15 protein-coding genes and 1 riboswitch are annotated in these 15,147 nt (G+C 73.3%); of the genes, 5 read left to right on the top strand and 10 right to left on the bottom strand.

Annotated elements, in window-relative coordinates; all coding sequences use genetic code 11:
* Positions 1 to 174 precede the first annotated feature (174 nt).
* Together LG395_RS29880 and LG395_RS29875 are read right to left on the bottom strand one after the other, a co-directional pair.
* Complete coding sequence (locus LG395_RS29880; protein ID WP_225811832.1) at positions 175 to 1,494, bottom strand: metallophosphoesterase; 1,320 nt, start codon at positions 1,492 to 1,494, stop codon at positions 175 to 177.
* Positions 1,495 to 1,509: 15 nt separating this feature from the next.
* Positions 1,510 to 1,749 (bottom strand): SCO4848 family membrane protein, encoded by a 240-nt coding sequence (locus LG395_RS29875; RefSeq protein ID WP_225811831.1) that lies wholly within the window; start codon positions 1,747 to 1,749, stop codon positions 1,510 to 1,512.
* A 91-nt stretch (positions 1,750 to 1,840) separates the two neighbouring features.
* On the opposite strand from LG395_RS29875, the gene LG395_RS29870 reads away from it, so the two are divergent.
* On the top strand, positions 1,841 to 3,100 hold the full coding sequence (locus tag LG395_RS29870; protein ID WP_225811830.1) for a D-alanyl-D-alanine carboxypeptidase family protein: 1,260 nt from the start codon (positions 1,841 to 1,843) through the stop codon (positions 3,098 to 3,100).
* Here the strand turns inward: LG395_RS29870 and LG395_RS29865 are convergent.
* Positions 3,048 to 3,959 carry a YihY/virulence factor BrkB family protein gene (locus tag LG395_RS29865; RefSeq protein ID WP_171153455.1) on the bottom strand — a complete coding sequence of 304 codons (912 nt, stop codon included), beginning with the start codon at positions 3,957 to 3,959 and terminating at the stop codon, positions 3,048 to 3,050. The genes LG395_RS29870 and LG395_RS29865 overlap by 53 nt on opposite strands.
* A gap of 85 nt (positions 3,960 to 4,044) precedes the next feature.
* Here LG395_RS29865 and dprE2 point away from each other — a divergent pair, with 85 nt between their 5' ends.
* Entirely contained in the window at positions 4,045 to 4,800 is a 756-nt protein-coding gene (gene dprE2 / locus LG395_RS29860) for a decaprenylphospho-beta-D-erythro-pentofuranosid-2-ulose 2-reductase (protein WP_171153457.1), read from the top strand.
* A 17-nt stretch (positions 4,801 to 4,817) separates the two neighbouring features.
* Here dprE2 and LG395_RS29855 read toward each other — a convergent pair whose 3' ends face one another.
* From LG395_RS29855 to LG395_RS29845, 3 genes are all read right to left on the bottom strand, one after another.
* Positions 4,818 to 5,402 (bottom strand): 2'-5' RNA ligase family protein, encoded by a 585-nt coding sequence (locus LG395_RS29855; RefSeq protein WP_171159782.1) that lies wholly within the window; start codon positions 5,400 to 5,402, stop codon positions 4,818 to 4,820.
* A 150-nt stretch (positions 5,403 to 5,552) separates the two neighbouring features.
* Positions 5,553 to 6,578, bottom strand: coding sequence for a tryptophan--tRNA ligase (gene trpS, locus LG395_RS29850; RefSeq protein WP_372463479.1), 1,026 nt, complete (start codon positions 6,576 to 6,578; stop codon positions 5,553 to 5,555).
* 113 nt (positions 6,579 to 6,691) lie between these two features.
* A complete protein-coding gene (locus LG395_RS29845; RefSeq protein ID WP_225811828.1) occupies positions 6,692 to 8,146 on the bottom strand; it encodes a glycine hydroxymethyltransferase in 1,455 nt (484 codons plus the stop codon).
* 33 nt (positions 8,147 to 8,179) lie between these two features.
* Positions 8,180 to 8,268, bottom strand: a riboswitch (ZMP/ZTP riboswitch).
* 104 nt (positions 8,269 to 8,372) lie between these two features.
* Between LG395_RS29845 and rocD the strand changes: the two genes are divergently transcribed.
* Complete coding sequence (rocD, locus tag LG395_RS29840; RefSeq protein ID WP_225811827.1) at positions 8,373 to 9,581, top strand: ornithine--oxo-acid transaminase; 1,209 nt, start codon at positions 8,373 to 8,375, stop codon at positions 9,579 to 9,581.
* Between the two features lie 17 nt (positions 9,582 to 9,598).
* On the opposite strand, the gene LG395_RS29835 is transcribed toward rocD, so the two are convergent.
* Positions 9,599 to 10,060 carry a nuclear transport factor 2 family protein gene (locus tag LG395_RS29835; RefSeq protein ID WP_171153466.1) on the bottom strand — a complete coding sequence of 154 codons (462 nt, stop codon included), beginning with the start codon at positions 10,058 to 10,060 and terminating at the stop codon, positions 9,599 to 9,601.
* A 139-nt stretch (positions 10,061 to 10,199) separates the two neighbouring features.
* Here LG395_RS29835 and LG395_RS29830 point away from each other — a divergent pair, with 139 nt between their 5' ends.
* Positions 10,200 to 10,781 (top strand): TetR/AcrR family transcriptional regulator, encoded by a 582-nt coding sequence (locus LG395_RS29830; protein WP_171153467.1) that lies wholly within the window; start codon positions 10,200 to 10,202, stop codon positions 10,779 to 10,781.
* Between the two features lie 162 nt (positions 10,782 to 10,943).
* On the opposite strand, the gene LG395_RS29825 is transcribed toward LG395_RS29830, so the two are convergent.
* Together LG395_RS29825 and LG395_RS29820 are read right to left on the bottom strand one after the other, a co-directional pair.
* Complete coding sequence (locus LG395_RS29825; RefSeq protein ID WP_225811826.1) at positions 10,944 to 12,128, bottom strand: glutathionylspermidine synthase family protein; 1,185 nt, start codon at positions 12,126 to 12,128, stop codon at positions 10,944 to 10,946.
* A 13-nt stretch (positions 12,129 to 12,141) separates the two neighbouring features.
* Positions 12,142 to 12,564: a hypothetical protein gene (locus tag LG395_RS29820; RefSeq protein ID WP_171153471.1), complete on the bottom strand. Its 423-nt coding sequence runs from the start codon at positions 12,562 to 12,564 to the stop codon at positions 12,142 to 12,144.
* Positions 12,565 to 12,687: 123 nt separating this feature from the next.
* Here LG395_RS29820 and LG395_RS29815 point away from each other — a divergent pair, with 123 nt between their 5' ends.
* Positions 12,688 to 13,509: a hypothetical protein gene (locus LG395_RS29815; RefSeq protein WP_171159784.1), complete on the top strand. Its 822-nt coding sequence runs from the start codon at positions 12,688 to 12,690 to the stop codon at positions 13,507 to 13,509.
* A 198-nt stretch (positions 13,510 to 13,707) separates the two neighbouring features.
* Here LG395_RS29815 and pdxR read toward each other — a convergent pair whose 3' ends face one another.
* Positions 13,708 to 15,132 carry a MocR-like pyridoxine biosynthesis transcription factor PdxR gene (pdxR, locus tag LG395_RS29810; RefSeq protein WP_225811825.1) on the bottom strand — a complete coding sequence of 475 codons (1,425 nt, stop codon included), beginning with the start codon at positions 15,130 to 15,132 and terminating at the stop codon, positions 13,708 to 13,710.
* Between the last annotated feature and the right edge of the window lie 15 nt (positions 15,133 to 15,147).

Below are 15,147 nucleotides of genomic sequence, written 5' to 3'. Positions count from 1 at the left end.
GGCCAGGTTGAATCGGCCACTCCCCTAAGTGGCGCGGCTCACCTAATCACACCGGTTTCACCGCGCGGAAGGGCTTTCTGACCAGTTGTGAAAGAACTTACCGAGGCGTGGTTTCCGCCGGGTTTCACAGCTCCTCCACAGGTGTGGGAGCGGTTCCCGTCACACGGGTGCCGGCTACGCGCGGGTGGCGGCCAGTTCGATCACGGTCACGTCCGACGGCGCCCCCACGCGTGTGGGCGGCCCCCAGGCGCCCGCGCCCCTGCTGACGTACAACTGCGTGTCGCCGTAGCGGTCCAGACCGGCGACCGTCGGGTTGGCCGCGGCGGCGAGGAGGCTGCCGGGCCAGAGCTGGCCGCCGTGGGTGTGGCCGGAGAGCTGGAGGTCGACGCCGTGGCGTACGGCCTCGTGGATCTGCACGGGCTGGTGGGCGAGCAGTACGCACGCGCGTGCTGGGTCCCGGTCGTCGAGCGCCCTGGCGAAGTCCGGGCCCTGGCCCTCGCTCTCGCCCTGGAGGTCGTTGACGCCGGCCAGGTCGAAGTACGGCAGCTCGGTGCGGGCGTTCTGCAGCGGGTGCAGGCCGAGGTCGCGGACCTCCTCGATCCACTGCTCGGCCCCGGAGAAGTACTCGTGGTTGCCCGTGACGAAGTACGCGCCGTGGCGGGCGCTGAGCCCGGCGAGGGGGGCGGCGGCCGGGCCCAGGTCCTTGACGCTGCCGTCGACCAGGTCGCCGACGACCGCGATCAGGTCCGGCCGGGTGGCGTTGACCGTGTCGACGACCCGCTGCGCGAAGCCCCGGCCGAGGACGGGGCCGAGGTGGATGTCGCTGACGACGGCTATGCGGAAGCCGTGGGCCGCTCGCGGGAGTTTGGTGAGCGGTACGGTGACGTGTATGACCCGGGGGCCCTTCAGGACGCCGTAGGTGCCGTGGCCGACTGTCGCCACGGCGGCGGTGGTGGCCGCGCCGGCGAGGAGGCGGGCGACGACGAGGCGCCGCGCGGGTTCCTCGGCGCGCGGTGCCTGTGCGGGTGTCTGTGCCGGTGCCGGTGCCGCGGTGACCGCCCCAGGGGGCTCCGCCCCCTGAACCCCCGGACCCTGCCCACCCGCCACCCGACTCGGTCGGCCGAGAGGTGAAGCCGCGGGGTCCGGGCTCGGGTGGTCGAGGGATGAGGGCGCGATGCGCCGGCCAAGGCGGTTCACGAGCGGGCGCAGGGCCTCGGTCGCCAGGACCGCCAGGAGCAGGTACAGCGCCAGGGCCATCCACAGGAAGCCCGGCCAGGCCAGGGTGCGCTGGAGCCAGAAGGGGGCGCCCGAGCGTTCGGCGACCAGGGCTCCGACCGTCAGGACCGGGCCGGTGACGAACAGCGCGGTGCCGGCGCGGCGGGCCGGGCCCGGGCCCCGCGTGGTGTCGCGGACCAGGCGCCGCCACACGTACCAGTGCAGGCCCGCCACGACGGCCAGGGCGGCCAGGGCGACGAGCGCGAGGACGATGACCACCCCGACCGGTCCCCGCTATGAATTCCGGCGCAGTGCGCGCAGACCGCGCAACCCGAGGACCCCGATGACCGTCCCCAATACGAAGGAGACGACCGCCAGCAGCAGATGCACCCAGAAGTACGCGGTCGGCTGGCCGTCGTCGAAGGCGAGCCCGCTGCTGTCCTTGACCAGGTTCTTGATGAAAGTGACCCAGATGACCCAGGACCACACCCCGAAGGCGAGCAGGAACCAGGACACCGGGCGGCTGAGCTTCATGGGTCCAGTATCGCCGTCCCGCGTCCGGTCCCGCGCCGGGGGTGGGAGGCGACGCGGGACTTCGCCGCCGGGTACGGGTACGTTCTCGGTCGTGCCCGCACCGAACACGACCGTCAGGCGATCCCTGCTGGTCACCTCCGCCACCCTGCTGTCCCTGTCCGTCACCGCGCCCGCCGCCCTCGCCGCGCCGACCCCCTCGACGAGCCCCACGGCCACGCCCCCGGCCCGGATGTCCACCGTGGGCGGCGCCCGGCTCGGCATGCCGGGCACGCAGGTCAACCTCGCGCCCGGCGTGCCGGTCCTGCCCAAGGACCTCACCGCCCGTTCCTGGATCGTCTCCGACGCCGAGTCCGGGGAGGTCCTCGCCGCGCACAACGCGCACTGGCGGCTGCCCCCGGCGAGCACGCTGAAGATGCTGTTCGCGGACACGGTGCTGCCCCGGTTCCCGCGGAGCACCGAGCACAAGGTGGCGGCGTCGGACCTCAAGGGCGTGGGCGTCGGCTCCAGCGTGGTCGGGATAAAGGAGGGTGCCACCTACTCCGTCCGCGACCTGTGGCTCGGGGTCTTCCTGCGCTCGGGCAACGACGCCGTGCACGTGCTGTCCCAGATGAACGGCGGCATCAGGCAGACCGTCCAGGACATGCAGGACCACGCCGGGGAACTCCAGGCCCTGGACACGACCGTGGTCTCGCCGGACGGCTACGACGCGCCGGGGCAGGTGTCGTCGGCGTACGACCTGTCGCTGTTCGCCCGTTCCGGGCTGCAGAAGAAGGACTTCCGCGACTACTGCTCGACGGTGAGCGCGACGTTCGGCTCCACCGAGATCCGGAACACCAACCGGCTGCTGAGCGGCGACACCGACGTCCCCGTCTACCAGGGCATCGCGGGCGTGAAGAACGGCAACACCACGCACGCGGGCGCCACCTTCACCGGGGTCGCCGAGCGGAACGGCAAGGTGCTGCTGGTCACGGTGATGAACCCGGCCAAGCGCGAGCACAACGAGGTCTACAAGGAGACGGCGAAGCTGTTCGACTGGGGCTTCCAGGCCGTCGGCAAGGTCAACGCGGTGGGCGAGCTGGTGCCGCCGAGGAGCGCCTCCTCGGCGGCCCCGCGGCCCGGCACCGGCACGCCCGCCGCACAGGACCCGGCGCAGGGGTCGGGACAGGCGGCCGGAACCGGCGGTGCGGGGTCGAAGCCCGTGGCGAGCGCGACCGCCGGATCCGGCTCCGGCGGGGTCGGGATCGCCCTGGCCGTCGCGGGCGGGCTGCTGGCGCTGCTCGGGGGCGGGGCGTTCCTGGTCAACCGCCGATGGCCGCTGCCGGACCTGATGCGCCGTCGGGCGCGTCCCTGAGCCCCGCCGCCTCCTTGCTCGGCGTCGCCGTCCAGGACGCGCAGAACAGGACCAGTTTGGCCGTGAAGTTGATCCACAGCAGCAGTGCCACGGGGACGCCGAACGCGCCGTACATGCTCTTCGCGGCGACCCCCTGGACGTAGCCGCTGAGGAGCAGCTTCAGCAGTTCGAAGCCGACCGCGCCGAGCAGCGCCGCGACCAGCAGGCGGCGGCGCGGCGGCTCGACCCCGGGCAGCAGGGTCAGGACGTAGAGCAGGACGAGGAAGTCGGCGAGCACGGCGACGGCGAACGCGGCGATCTGCAACAGGACGCTGCCCCAGCTGTGCTCGTCCAGGCCGATCTGCCGGGAGACCAGGCCGACGGCGGCCGAGGCGAGGGTGGACGCGGCGAGGGTGACCAGGAGGGCGCCGCCGAAGCCGAGCAGGATGACGGCGTCCTTGGCCTTGGTGACGACCGGGTTCTCCTCGCGGTCCGGCAGCTCCCACACCGCGCGCAGGCAGTCCCGGACCTGGCCGACCCAGCCGATGCCGGTGAACAGCAGGACCGCGCCCGCGATGACGCCGACCGTGCCCGCGTTCTGCACCAGGGAGGTGAGGTCCAACTGGTCGGAGAGGCCCGGGAACTGGTCGGCGATCCGGTGCTCCACGGTCCTCTGGCGGGCCGGGCTGAGCGTGGCGGCGGTGACGGCGGCGGCCACGGTCAGCAGCGGGAACAGCGCCACGAAGCTGACGAACGTCATGGCGGCGGCGAGCCGGGCCCATTTCACCCGGTCCAGCCGCTCGTAGCAGCGCCAGGCGTGCGTGAGCATCAGCCGGGCGACGATCGGCCCGATGCCGGGGAGCCTCTTCAGCCAGTCCATGGTGCGACTGTGCCCGTTGTCCAGGGGCGTGAACACCGCGTTTCTTCAGCAGAACGGTCATATCCGGGCGATACGGTCAGCTGTCATGAAGGACGCCACCGCTCTGCCCCAGTCCCTGCTCGTCCTCGGCGGCACGTCCGAGATCGCGCTGGCCACCGCGCGCCGGCTGATCGCCCGCCGCACCCGCACGGTGTGGCTGGCGGGCCGCCCCTCCCCGGCCCTGGAGAACGCCGCCGGGAGCCTGCGCGCGCTCGGCGCGGACGTGCACACCGTCGCCTTCGACGCGCTCGATCCCGAGTCCCACGAGGACGTCCTCGGCAAGGTGTTCGCCGGCGGGCCCGTCGACATGGTGCTGCTCGCCTTCGGCATCCTCGGCGACCAGGCGCACGACGAGCGCGATCCGGTACGGGCGGTGCGGGTCGCCCAGACCAACTACACCGGGGCCGTCTCGGCCGGCCTGGTCGTCGGGCGTGCCCTGCAGAACCAGGGCCACGGCTGTCTGGTCGTGCTGTCCGCCGCCGCGGCCGAACGCGCCCGCCGCGCCGACTTCATCTACGGCTCGAGCAAGGCCGGCCTCGACGTCTTCGCCCAAGGCCTCGGCGACGCCCTGCACGGCACCGGCGTCCACGTCATGGTCGTACGCCCCGGCTCGGTCCGGACGGGAAGGCCGGCCGGCGGGATGCCGACACCGTTCTCCAGTACCCCGGAGGCGGTCGCCACGGCCATCGAACTGGGCCTGCGCCGCCGCTCGGAGACGGTGTGGGTGCCGGGCGCGCTCCGCCCGCTGATGGCGGCCCTGCGGCACGCGCCCCGCGTCGTGTACCGCCGGCTGATCGCCTGACGCCTTGAGGCCGATCTCTAGCGGCTGGCGATCGTGCCCCGTTCCACTTCCGTGTGGCCCGGCTGGGGCGGGACCACCGGGCCCCCGAAGGCGTACTCGCGCAGCTTGCGCCAGACGCCGTCGGCGCCCTGCTCGTACAGCGCGAAGCCGGTGCACGGCCACTCGGCCTCGAACTCCGCCAGGTCCTCGAAGGCGCGGTCCATGGCCGCCTCGTCGATGCCGTGCGCGACGGTGACGTGCGGGTGGTACGGGAACTGCAGCTCGCGCGCCACCGGCCCGGAGGCGTCCCGGATGCGCTGCTGGAGCCGGGCGCACGCGTCGGCGCCCCGGACGACGCGGACGTAGACCACCGGCGACAGCGGCCGGAAGGTGCCGGTGCCGGACAGCCGCATCGGGAACGGGCGGCCCGAGGTGGCGACCTCGGCGAGGTGCGCGTCGACCGCCGGCAGGTCGGCCTCGTCCACCTCGGTCGGCGGCAGCAGCGTGACGTGCGTGGGGATGCCGTGAGCCGCGGCGTCGCCGAAGCCCGCGCGCCGCTCCTGGAGCAGGCTGCCGTGAGGCTCCGGGACCGCGATCGACACGCCGATCGTTACGGTCCCCACGTCGTCTCCTGTCGTCGCGTCTGTCGTCTTCTCGGCCGTCTCGTCCCGGCCGTCGGCTATCGACTGTACGGCCACGGATGTCCTTCGGGCAGGCGCGGCGGAAGTGATGTGCAGCGCTCTGCCCGCGGCGGACCCGTGCGGTCGTACGCCTCAGTGCTTGGCGGGGAGGAAGCCCACGCGGTCGTACGCCTGCGCGAGGGTCTCGGCGGCGACGGCACGCGCCTTCTCCGCGCCCTTGGCGAGGACCGCGTCGAGCGTCTCGGAGTCGTCCAGGTACTGCTGGGTGCGCTCGCGGAACGGCGTGACGAACTCGACCATGACCTCGGCGAGGTCGGTCTTGAGCGCGCCGTACATCTTGCCCTCGTACTCCCGCTCCAGCTCCGCGACCGTCCTGCCGGTGAGCGTGGAGTAGATGGTGAGGAGGTTGGAGACGCCGGGCTTGTTCTCGGCGTCGTAGCGGATCACCGTGTCGGTGTCCGTGACGGCGCTCTTGACCTTCTTGGCCGTGGCCTTCGGCTCGTCGAGGAGGTTGATGAGGCCCTTCGGCGTGGACGCCGACTTGCTCATCTTGACCGTCGGGTCCTGGAGGTCGTAGATCTTCGCCGTCTCCTTGAGGATGTACGGCTTCGGGATCGTGAAGGTGTCGCCGAAGCGGCCGTTGAAGCGCTCGGCGAGGTCGCGGGTCAGTTCGATGTGCTGGCGCTGGTCCTCGCCGACGGGCACCTCGTTCGCCTGGTACAGCAGGATGTCCGCGACCTGGAGGATCGGGTACGTGAAGAGGCCGACGGAGGCGCGGTCCGCGCCCTGCTTGGCGGACTTGTCCTTGAACTGGGTCATGCGGCTGGCCTCGCCGAAGCCGGTGAGGCAGTTCATGATCCAGGCGAGCTGGGCGTGCTCGGGGACGTGGCTCTGCACGAAGAGCGTGCAGCGGTCCGGGTCCAGCCCGGCGGCCAGCAGCTGGGCGGCGGCGAGCCGGGTGTTGGCGCGCAGCTCCCGCGGGTCCTGCGGGACCGTGATCGCGTGCAGGTCGACGACCATGTAGAACGCGTCGTGGGACTCCTGGAGTGCCACCCACTGGCGGACGGCGCCGAGGTAGTTGCCGAGGTGGAACGAGCCGGCGGTGGGCTGGATGCCGGACAGCACGCGGGGACGGTCAGCGGAAGCCATGTGACCCATTCTCTCATCGGCCGGGGTGTCGTCGGCCCGAGAGGTGGGGGGTGGCGCGGTGCGTGGGGACCGCGGACCGGTCCTGGCCGGTCGCGCGGTCCCCAGCGCCCCTTCCGGGCGCCTCAGCCGAGGTCGACCTCCGGGTAGAGGGGGAAGCCCGCCACCAGGTCCGTCGCCCTCTGCGAGATCTCCTGGGCGACCTTCTCGTCCAGGACGTGGGCCGCCTTGGAGGGGGCGCCGGACTTGGTGGTGCCCGCCTCGGTGGTGGTGAGGACGCGGTCGATCAGGCCCGCCACCTCGTCCATCTCCGCCGTGCCGAGGCCGCGGGTGGTGAGCGCCGGGGTGCCGATGCGGATGCCGGAGGTGTACCAGGCGCCGTTGGGGTCGGCCGGGATGGCGTTGCGGTTGGTGACGATGCCGGAGTCGAGCAGGGCGGCCTCGGCCTGGCGGCCGGTGAGGCCGTAGGAGCCGGCGACGTCGATCAGGCACAGGTGGTTGTCGGTGCCGCCGGTGACGAGGGTGGCGCCGCGGCGCATCAGGCCTTCGGCGAGGGCGCGGGAGTTGTCCACGATGCGCTGGGCGTAGTCCTGGAAGGCGGGCTGCCGGGCCTCGGCCAGGGCGACGGCCTTGGCGGCCATGACGTGCGGGAGCGGGCCGCCGAGGACCATCGGGCAGCCGCGGTCCACCTGGTCCTTGAGGGAGTCGTCGCACAGGACCATGCCGCCGCGCGGGCCGCGCAGCGACTTGTGGGTGGTCGTGGTGACGATCTGGGCGTGCGGGACCGGGTCGAAGTCGCCGGTGAGGACCTTGCCCGCCACCAGGCCGGCGAAGTGCGCCATGTCGACCATGAGGGTGGCGCCGACCTCGTCGGCGATCTCGCGCATGATCCGGAAGTTCACCAGGCGGGGGTACGCGGAGTAGCCGGCGACGATGATCAGCGGCTTGAACTCGCGGGCCTGGGCGCGCAGCGCCTCGTAGTCGATGAGGCCGGTGGCCGGGTCGGTGCCGTAGGAGCGCTGGTCGAACATCTTGCCGGAGATGTTCGGGCGGAAGCCGTGGGTCAAGTGACCGCCGGCGTCCAGGGACATGCCGAGCATGCGCTGGTTGCCGAAGGCCTGGCGGAGCTCGGCCCAGTCGGCCTCGGTCAGGTCGTTGACCTGGCGGGCGCCGGCCTTCTCCAGGAACGGCGCCTCGACGCGGTCGGCGAGGACGGCCCAGAAGGCGACCAGGTTGGCGTCGATGCCGGAGTGCGGCTGGACGTAGGCGTGGCGGGCGCCGAAGAGTTCGCGTGCGTGTTCGGCGGCGAGGGACTCGACGGTGTCGACGTTGCGGCAGCCGGCGTAGAAGCGGCGGCCGACGGTGCCCTCGGCGTACTTGTCGCTGAACCAGTTACCCATCGCGAGCAGGGTCGCCGGGGAGGCGTAGTTCTCCGAGGCGATCAGCTTGAGCATCTCGCGCTGGTCGGCGACCTCCTGGCCGATGGCGTCGGCGACGCGCGGCTCGACGGCGCGGATCACGTCGAGGGCGGCACGGAAGGCGGTCGACTCGGTGGAGGGAGAGACGGAATTCTCGGGCATCGGGGACCTCCGGACGGTGTGCGTACAGCGTTCACGTTCGGCCCAGGCGCACGGCACTCTTCCCGCTCGGGCCGCTCCCTGATGGTCCGTCCCATCCCAGCGCGCCAGTCACGGCCCGCTCGTCAGCCTACCGGGCGCGCCGCGCGGGGCAGGTCCCGCGTCCACCATGCGAGCGAGGATAAGAAGGAGGTCACCGTCGTGTCCGAGTCCTCTGAAGGGAGAGGCCGTGACCGCTGCGAAGGACCTCATCGCCGCCGCCGGCGCGCACTGCGCGCCCACCTACGACCCGCTGCCGGTGGTGATCGCCACGGGCGAGGGGGCGTGGCTGACGGACGTGGCGGGACGGCGTTATCTGGATCTGCTGGCCGGCTACTCGGCGCTGAACTTCGGGCACGGCAACCGGCGGCTGGCCGAGGCGGCCCGGCGGCAGCTGGACCGGGTGACGCTGACCTCCCGCGCCTTCCACCACGACCGGTTCGCCGCCTTCTGCGCACAGCTCGCCGAGCTGTGCGGGATGGAGATGGTGCTGCCCATGAACACGGGGGCGGAGGCGGTGGAGAGCGCGGTGAAGACGGCCCGGAAGTGGGGGTACCGGGTGAAGGGGGTGCCCGCGGAGATGGCGAAGATCGTCGTGGCGGGCGGCAACTTCCACGGGCGTACGACGACGGTCATCAGCTTCTCCACCGATCCGCAGGCCCGTGCGGACTTCGGGCCGTACACCCCGGGCTTCGAGATCGTGCCGTACGGGGACCTGACCGCGATGCGGTCGGCGCTGACGGAGAACACGGTGGCGGTGCTGCTGGAGCCGGTCCAGGGCGAGTCGGGGGTGATCGTGCCGCCGGCCGGTTATCTGGCCGGGGTGCGGGAGCTGACCCGTGAGCGGAACGTCCTCTTCGTCGCCGACGAGATCCAGTCGGGTCTCGGGCGCACCGGGCGGACCTTCGCGTGCGAGCACGAGGGGGTGGTGCCGGACGTGTACCTGCTCGGCAAGGCGCTGGGCGGCGGGATCGTGCCGGTGTCGGCCGTGGTGTCGAGCGCGACGGTGCTCGGGGTGTACCGGCCGGGCGAGCACGGGTCGACGTTCGGCGGGAACGCGCTGGCCTGCGCGGTGGCGCTGGAGGTGATCGCGATGCTGCGGACCGGGGAGTACCAGGAGCGGGCGGCGCGGCTGGGCGAGCGGCTGCACGGCCGGCTGGGAGAGCTGCTCGCCGCGGGCGGGGTGACGGCGGTGCGGGGACGGGGGCTGTGGGCCGGGGTGGACGTGTCCCCGGCGGTGGGCACGGGGCGGGAGGTCTGCGAGCGGCTGCTGGCCCGCGGGGTCCTGGTCAAGGACACCCACGGGCCGACCGTCCGGATCGCGCCGCCGCTGGTGATCGGCGAGGAGGACCTGGACTGGGGGGTGGAGCAGCTCCGGGCGGTGCTGGCCGGGGGCTGATCGGGGACGGGGTCCGGTCAGTGGAGCGGGAAGTCGGCGCCGTGCTCACCGGCGGGCCGGGGGCCGAAGATCCGCCGGTCGGACTCCTCGATGGCCACGTCGTTGATGCTGGCCTCGCGGCGGAGCATCAGGCCGTGCTCGTCGAACTCCCACAGCTCGTTGCCGTAGGAGCGCCACCACTGGCCGCCGGCGTCGCGGCACTCGTACTGGAAGCGGACGGCGATGCGGTTCTCGTGGAAGCTCCACAGGCCCTTGCGCAGCGCGTAGTCCCGCTCGCGCTCCCACTTCTCGGTGAGGAAGGCGACGATCTCGTCGCGGCCGGTGACGAACCGGTCCCGGTTCCGCCAGACGGAGTCGGGGGTGTAGGCCAGGGCCACCCGGTGGGGGTCGCGGGTGTTCCATGCGTCCTCGGCCGCCTGCACCTTCCGGCGTGCGGTCTCCAGGGTGAACGGCGGGTAGGGCGGGCGGTCTTCGGACACGGTGACCTCCTGGGGCCGGTGTGCGGGGAGAACGACGCCGGGGGCGGCGCGGGGCGATGCCGGCGCATATCGAGAACGACCGTTCTCCATCGATGCGGCTACGATAGAGAACGTCCGTTCTCAACGTCAAGGAGCCACGATGCCCGCCGCCGTCACCGAGGAACGAAACCGCCTGGACCGCGCGGCGCTCCTGGACGCGGCGGAGACGCTCTTCTACGCGCACGGCATCCAGGCGGTCGGCATGGACCGGGTCCGCGAGGCCTCAGGACTGCCCCTGAAGCGGATCTACCGGCTCTTCGCGACCAAGGAGGACCTGGTCGTCGCCATGCTCAGGCACCGCGACCGGCGCTGGCGCGCGGACCTCACCGCCCACGTGGAGAGCGTCCGGGACCCCCGCGCACGGGTGCTCGCGGTCTTCGACTGGCTCGCCGCGTGGTTCGCCGAACCCGGCTTCCGCGGCTGCGCCTGGATCAACGTCCACGGCGAACTCGGCTCGTCGTCCGAGCCCGTCCTGGCGGAGGTCCGCGCCCACAAGCGGGCCTTCCACGACCAGCTGGCGGCCTGGGTCGGCGCCACCGGCGCGCCGGTGGCCGAACCGGTCTTCCTGCTCGCCGAGGGAGCCATCGTCACCGCGGCCGTCACCGGCGACCCGGCGCCGGCGCGGCACGCGCGGGCGGCGGTGGAGACGCTGCTCGGGTGCGCCCCCGCGAGCCCGGCATGATCCGTGTAAGAGGCCCCCGGGTCTGTCCGGCCTTGGCGTCGCCCGTCCGGAGGGCGGGCCGCGCGGCGTCGGGTGCGGCGAGCGGGCCCCCCACGCCGCGGAGGCAGTGGGGAGCCGAGCCCGCAGGGCGACGCGCGGCGGACGCGCAGCGCCGGACGGCCCCTAGAGGATCACATGGGGCAGGAAGCGGGCGTACTCGTCGGTGATCAGACCGGCGGACTCGCGGATGCCGAGGCCCGCGGGTTCGTCCCGGACCACCCAGGCGCCCAGGACCACGTGGTTGCCGTCGAAGGCGGGCAGGGGGGCCAACTGCTGGTAGCAGCAGGCCTCGTCACGCGGGAGGCCCGCCGACCCCGGCTCGTGCACCGTGACGCCCTCGCCCTCCCGGCCGAGGAGGGGCTTGGCCACGTAGCCGGACGTGCGGGTCAGCTCGCGCGGGCCGTCCAGGTAGGCGGGGAGCAGGTTCGGGTGGCCGGGGTACAGCTCCCAGAGGATCGCCAGGAGCGCCTTGTTGCTCAGGAGCATCTTCCAGGCCGGTTCGATCCACAGGGTGCTGCCGGTGCCGCCGCCGTTGTCCAGGGTGTCCAGGACGTGTCCGCCGAAGGCGTCGGTGGTGAGCCACTCCCAGGGGTAGAGCTTGAAGATGCCGCGGATGAAGCGGAGCCGGTTGTCGACGAAACGGCCGGAGAGGCTGTCCCAGCCGATCTCCTCCATGGCCAGCCAGTCGGTGGCGAGGCCGGCCTGCTCGGCGGTCTCCTTGAGGTAGGCGACCGTCATCAGGTCCTCGCCGAGTTCGTCGGCCGAGGAGTGCGCGAAGTGCAGCGGGCTGCCCGGAGGCAGCAGCGCGGACTGGGCGCGCCAGGCGTCGACCAGGCGTTCGTGCAGGGAGTTCCACTGGTCGGCGCCGGGGAAACGGTCCTCCATCCAGAACCACTGCGGGGAGGCGGCCTCCACCAGTGAGGTCGGGGTGTCGGCGTTGTACTCCAGCAGCTTGGCCGGTCCCGTGCCGTCGTAGCGCAGGTCGAAACGGCCGTAGACGGAGGGGAGTTCGGCACGGCGGTGCCAGGCCTCGGTGACCGCGGCGGCCACCCTCGGGTCCGTGATGCCGAGGTCCGCGAGGCGGTTCTCGGACACGATGTGCCCGGCGGCGGCCAGGCACATGCGGTGCAGCTCCTCGACGGTCTCCTCCAGCGCCTCCACCTCCTCCAGGGTGAAGACGTAGTAGGCGCTCTCGTCCCAGTAGGGGCGCAGCGAGCCGTCGGGGTGCCGGGTGAGCGGGTAGACCAGGCCCTGCGCCTCCACGGTCTGCTGCCAGCCGGGGCGGGGGGTGGTGGTTCGGCGTTCCATGCGCGTGTTCCGGTCAGCCGCCGGAGCTGCCCTTGCCGCCGCCGAAGCCACCGCGGTGGACTCCGCCGCCTGAGCCGTGGTGGTCGTCGTCATCGTCGGACGAGCCGCCGCCCGAGCCCTTGCCGGGCTTGGTGAAGGAGCCGCCGTCGACCCAGCCGTTCTTCTCGTCGCCCTCGTAGTACCAGGCGGCGTCGGTCTTCTTCTTGACGGTCGTCTTCCTGCCCGGTGTCTTCCTGCCCGCCGTCTTCCCGGACGAGCCGGTGGTCTTGCACTCCTTGTCCGAGACGACCTTGTACCCCTTGGCGAGGTTGTAGCTGTCCCGGTCGACGCAGCGCTTGTCCGGTTCGGACGAGCAGGCGGTGAGCGCGGCGGCCAGCAGGCCCATGCCGCCGAGGACGACCGTGCCGGAGCGCAGTGGTCGTCGGGTGCGGTCCATCGTGTGTCTCCCCCGTCGGATGCGGATGCCGTGTTCGGCGGCCAGCCTAGAGATCGGTGTGAGTGTTCCCCCCGGCGGGCCTTTCATCTGCCCCTCCCCTAGAGTCACTTCGTGCTGTTTGGAATGGTGTGCGCCCTTGGTGCGGCGGTCTGCTTCGGTACGGCGACCGTGTTGCAGGCGGTGGCCGCGCGGGCGGCGGGTGCCGAGGGGGGTGGCGGCGGGGACGCGGCGCTGCTGCTGCGGGCACTGCGGCAGTGGCGGTACCTCGCCGGTCTCGCGCTGGACGGGATGGGGTTCCTGCTCCAGATCGCGGCCCTGCGCTCGGTGCCGATCTACGCGGTGGGCGCGGCGCTCGCGGCCAGCCTCGCGGTGACGGCGGTGGTGGCGGCGCGGCTGCTGCGGGTCCGGCTGAGCGGGGTGGAGTGGGCCGCCGTGGGCGTGGTGTGCGCGGGGCTCGCGATGCTGGGGCTGGCCTCGGGCACCGAGGGCGACCGGGGCGGGCCGGACTGGCTGCGGTACGCCATGGTCGCGGCGGCGGCGGGCGTGCTGCTGCTCGGCGGGGTCGGCGGGAGCCTGTCCGGCCGGACCCGGGCGCTGCTGCTGGGGCTCGGTGCCGGGTTCGGGTTCGGGGTGGTGGAGGTCGCGGTACGGCTGATCGACTCGCTGCGGCCGGGGCCCCTGCTGGGCAATCCCGCCGCCTACGCGCTGCTGCTCGGCGGCGGCGCCGCGTTCCTGCTGCTCACCTCGGCCCTCCAGCGGGGCTCGGTGACGACCGCGACGGCCGGGATGGTGCTCGGTGAGACGATCGGGCCGGCCGCGGTGGGAGTGGTCTGGCTCGGGGACCGCACGCGGGAGGGGCTGGGGTGGCTCGCGGCGCTGGGCTTCGCGGTGGCGGTGGCGGGAGCGCTGGCGCTGGCCCGGTTCGGGGAGGCGCCGGCGGACTAGGTCTGTCGTTCGGATCAGCCCGGCATGATCCGAACGAGAGGCCCCGGGTGTGCTGTCCGCTTCACGGGGCGGGGGCGCCGGCGCCGGCGGACCAGGTGCCGCGCGCCTCACGGGGGCGGGGGTTCGGTCCGTCCGGCGGGTGCGGCGCGCATGGGGCCGAGCGCGCGGTTCCCCGCGCCCCTGTTCCGCCGGTCCTTCTCAAGGCAGCACCCGGCACAGCGCCTCCAGCGCTCCCGCCCACGCGCTGTCCGGCGGGGTGCCGTAGCCCACGACCAGGGCGTCCAGGGGCTCGGTGACGGCCTCGGGGTGGCGGTGGTAGGAGAGGCCGTGCAGGGCCAGGCCCTGCCATGCCGCCGCCTGGACCACCGACTCCTCGGTGCCGGCCGGGAGCCGCAGGACCGCGTGCAGGCCGGCCGCGATCCCCGTGACCTCCACCCCCGGTGCCCGCTCGGTGACGGCGGTGGCGAGGGCGTCGCGGCGGCGCCGGTAGCGCAGGCGGCAGGAGCGGACGTGGCGGTCGTACGCGCCGGAGGTGAGGAACTCCGCGAGGGTGAGCTGTTCCAGGACCCCGACGCTGTCGGCCTGGCCCTTGGCCCGGGCCGCCTCCGCCGCGAGGGCCGGCGGGAGCACCATCCAGCCCAGCCGCAGCCCGGGCGCGAGGGACTTGCTGGCCGTGCCGAGGTAGACGACCCGGTCGGGGGCGAGCCCCTGGAGGGCGCCGACGGGCTGGCGGTCGTAGCGGAACTCGCCGTCGTAGTCGTCCTCCAGGACCAGCCCGCCGGTGCGCCGGGCCCAGGCGACGACGGCGGCCCGCCGGTCGGGATGCAGCGCGGTGCCCATCGGGAACTGGTGCGCCGGGGTCAGCAGCACCGCGCCGGCGCTCCTGGGCACGACGGGATCGGTGCCCAGGGCGTCGTACGGCAGCGCGGGCGTGGCCATGCCCGCGCCGTGCAGCAGCGCCCAGTGGACGTCCAGGCCGTACGACTCCACGGCCACCGTGCGCACCCCGCGGGCCCGCAGCACCGTGCCGAGGAGGGTCAGGGCGTGCGAGAAGCCCGCGGTGACCAGGATCGCGTCGGGGTCGGTGCGCACCCCGCGGGCCCGGGCGAGGTAGCCGGCCAGGGCGGTGCGCAGTTCGGGGCGGCCGCGCGGGTCGCCGTAGCCGAAGGCGTGGAAGGGGGCCGTGGCCAGGGCCCGGCGGGTGGCCTTCAGCCACTCGGTGCGCGGGAAGGCGGCGAGGTCGGGGGTGCCGGGGACGAGGTCGTGGAGCGGCCGGGTGGGGGCGCGGTGGGAGGTCGCCGGGGCGGTGCCGGGGGGCCGCGCGGGGGCGGCGGTGGGGGTGCGGGTGCCGGGGGCCGTGCCGGGTGCCACTCGGGTGCCGGAGCCCTGGCGGGCCGTGAGCCAGCCCTCGGCGACCAGGTCGGCGTAGGCCTCGGCGACGGTGTTGCGGGCGATGCCGAGGTCGGCGGCGAGGGAGCGGGAGGACGGCAGCCGGGTGCCGGGGGCGAGCCGGCCGGAGCGGACCGCGTCCCGCAGGGCGTCGGTCAGCCCCCGGCGCAGGCCGCCCGAACCGCTCGGTTCGAGGTGCAGGTCGACGCCCAGAGTGGCCCACGATTCCGCCATGGAAATGGACCATAC

The organism is Streptomyces spinosus (assembly GCF_020400655.1).
GTDB lineage: Bacteria > Actinomycetota > Actinomycetes > Streptomycetales > Streptomycetaceae > Streptomyces > Streptomyces argyrophylli.
Note: the sequence above shows the minus strand (reverse complement) of the source record. Positions and strands in the feature narration are given on the sequence as shown.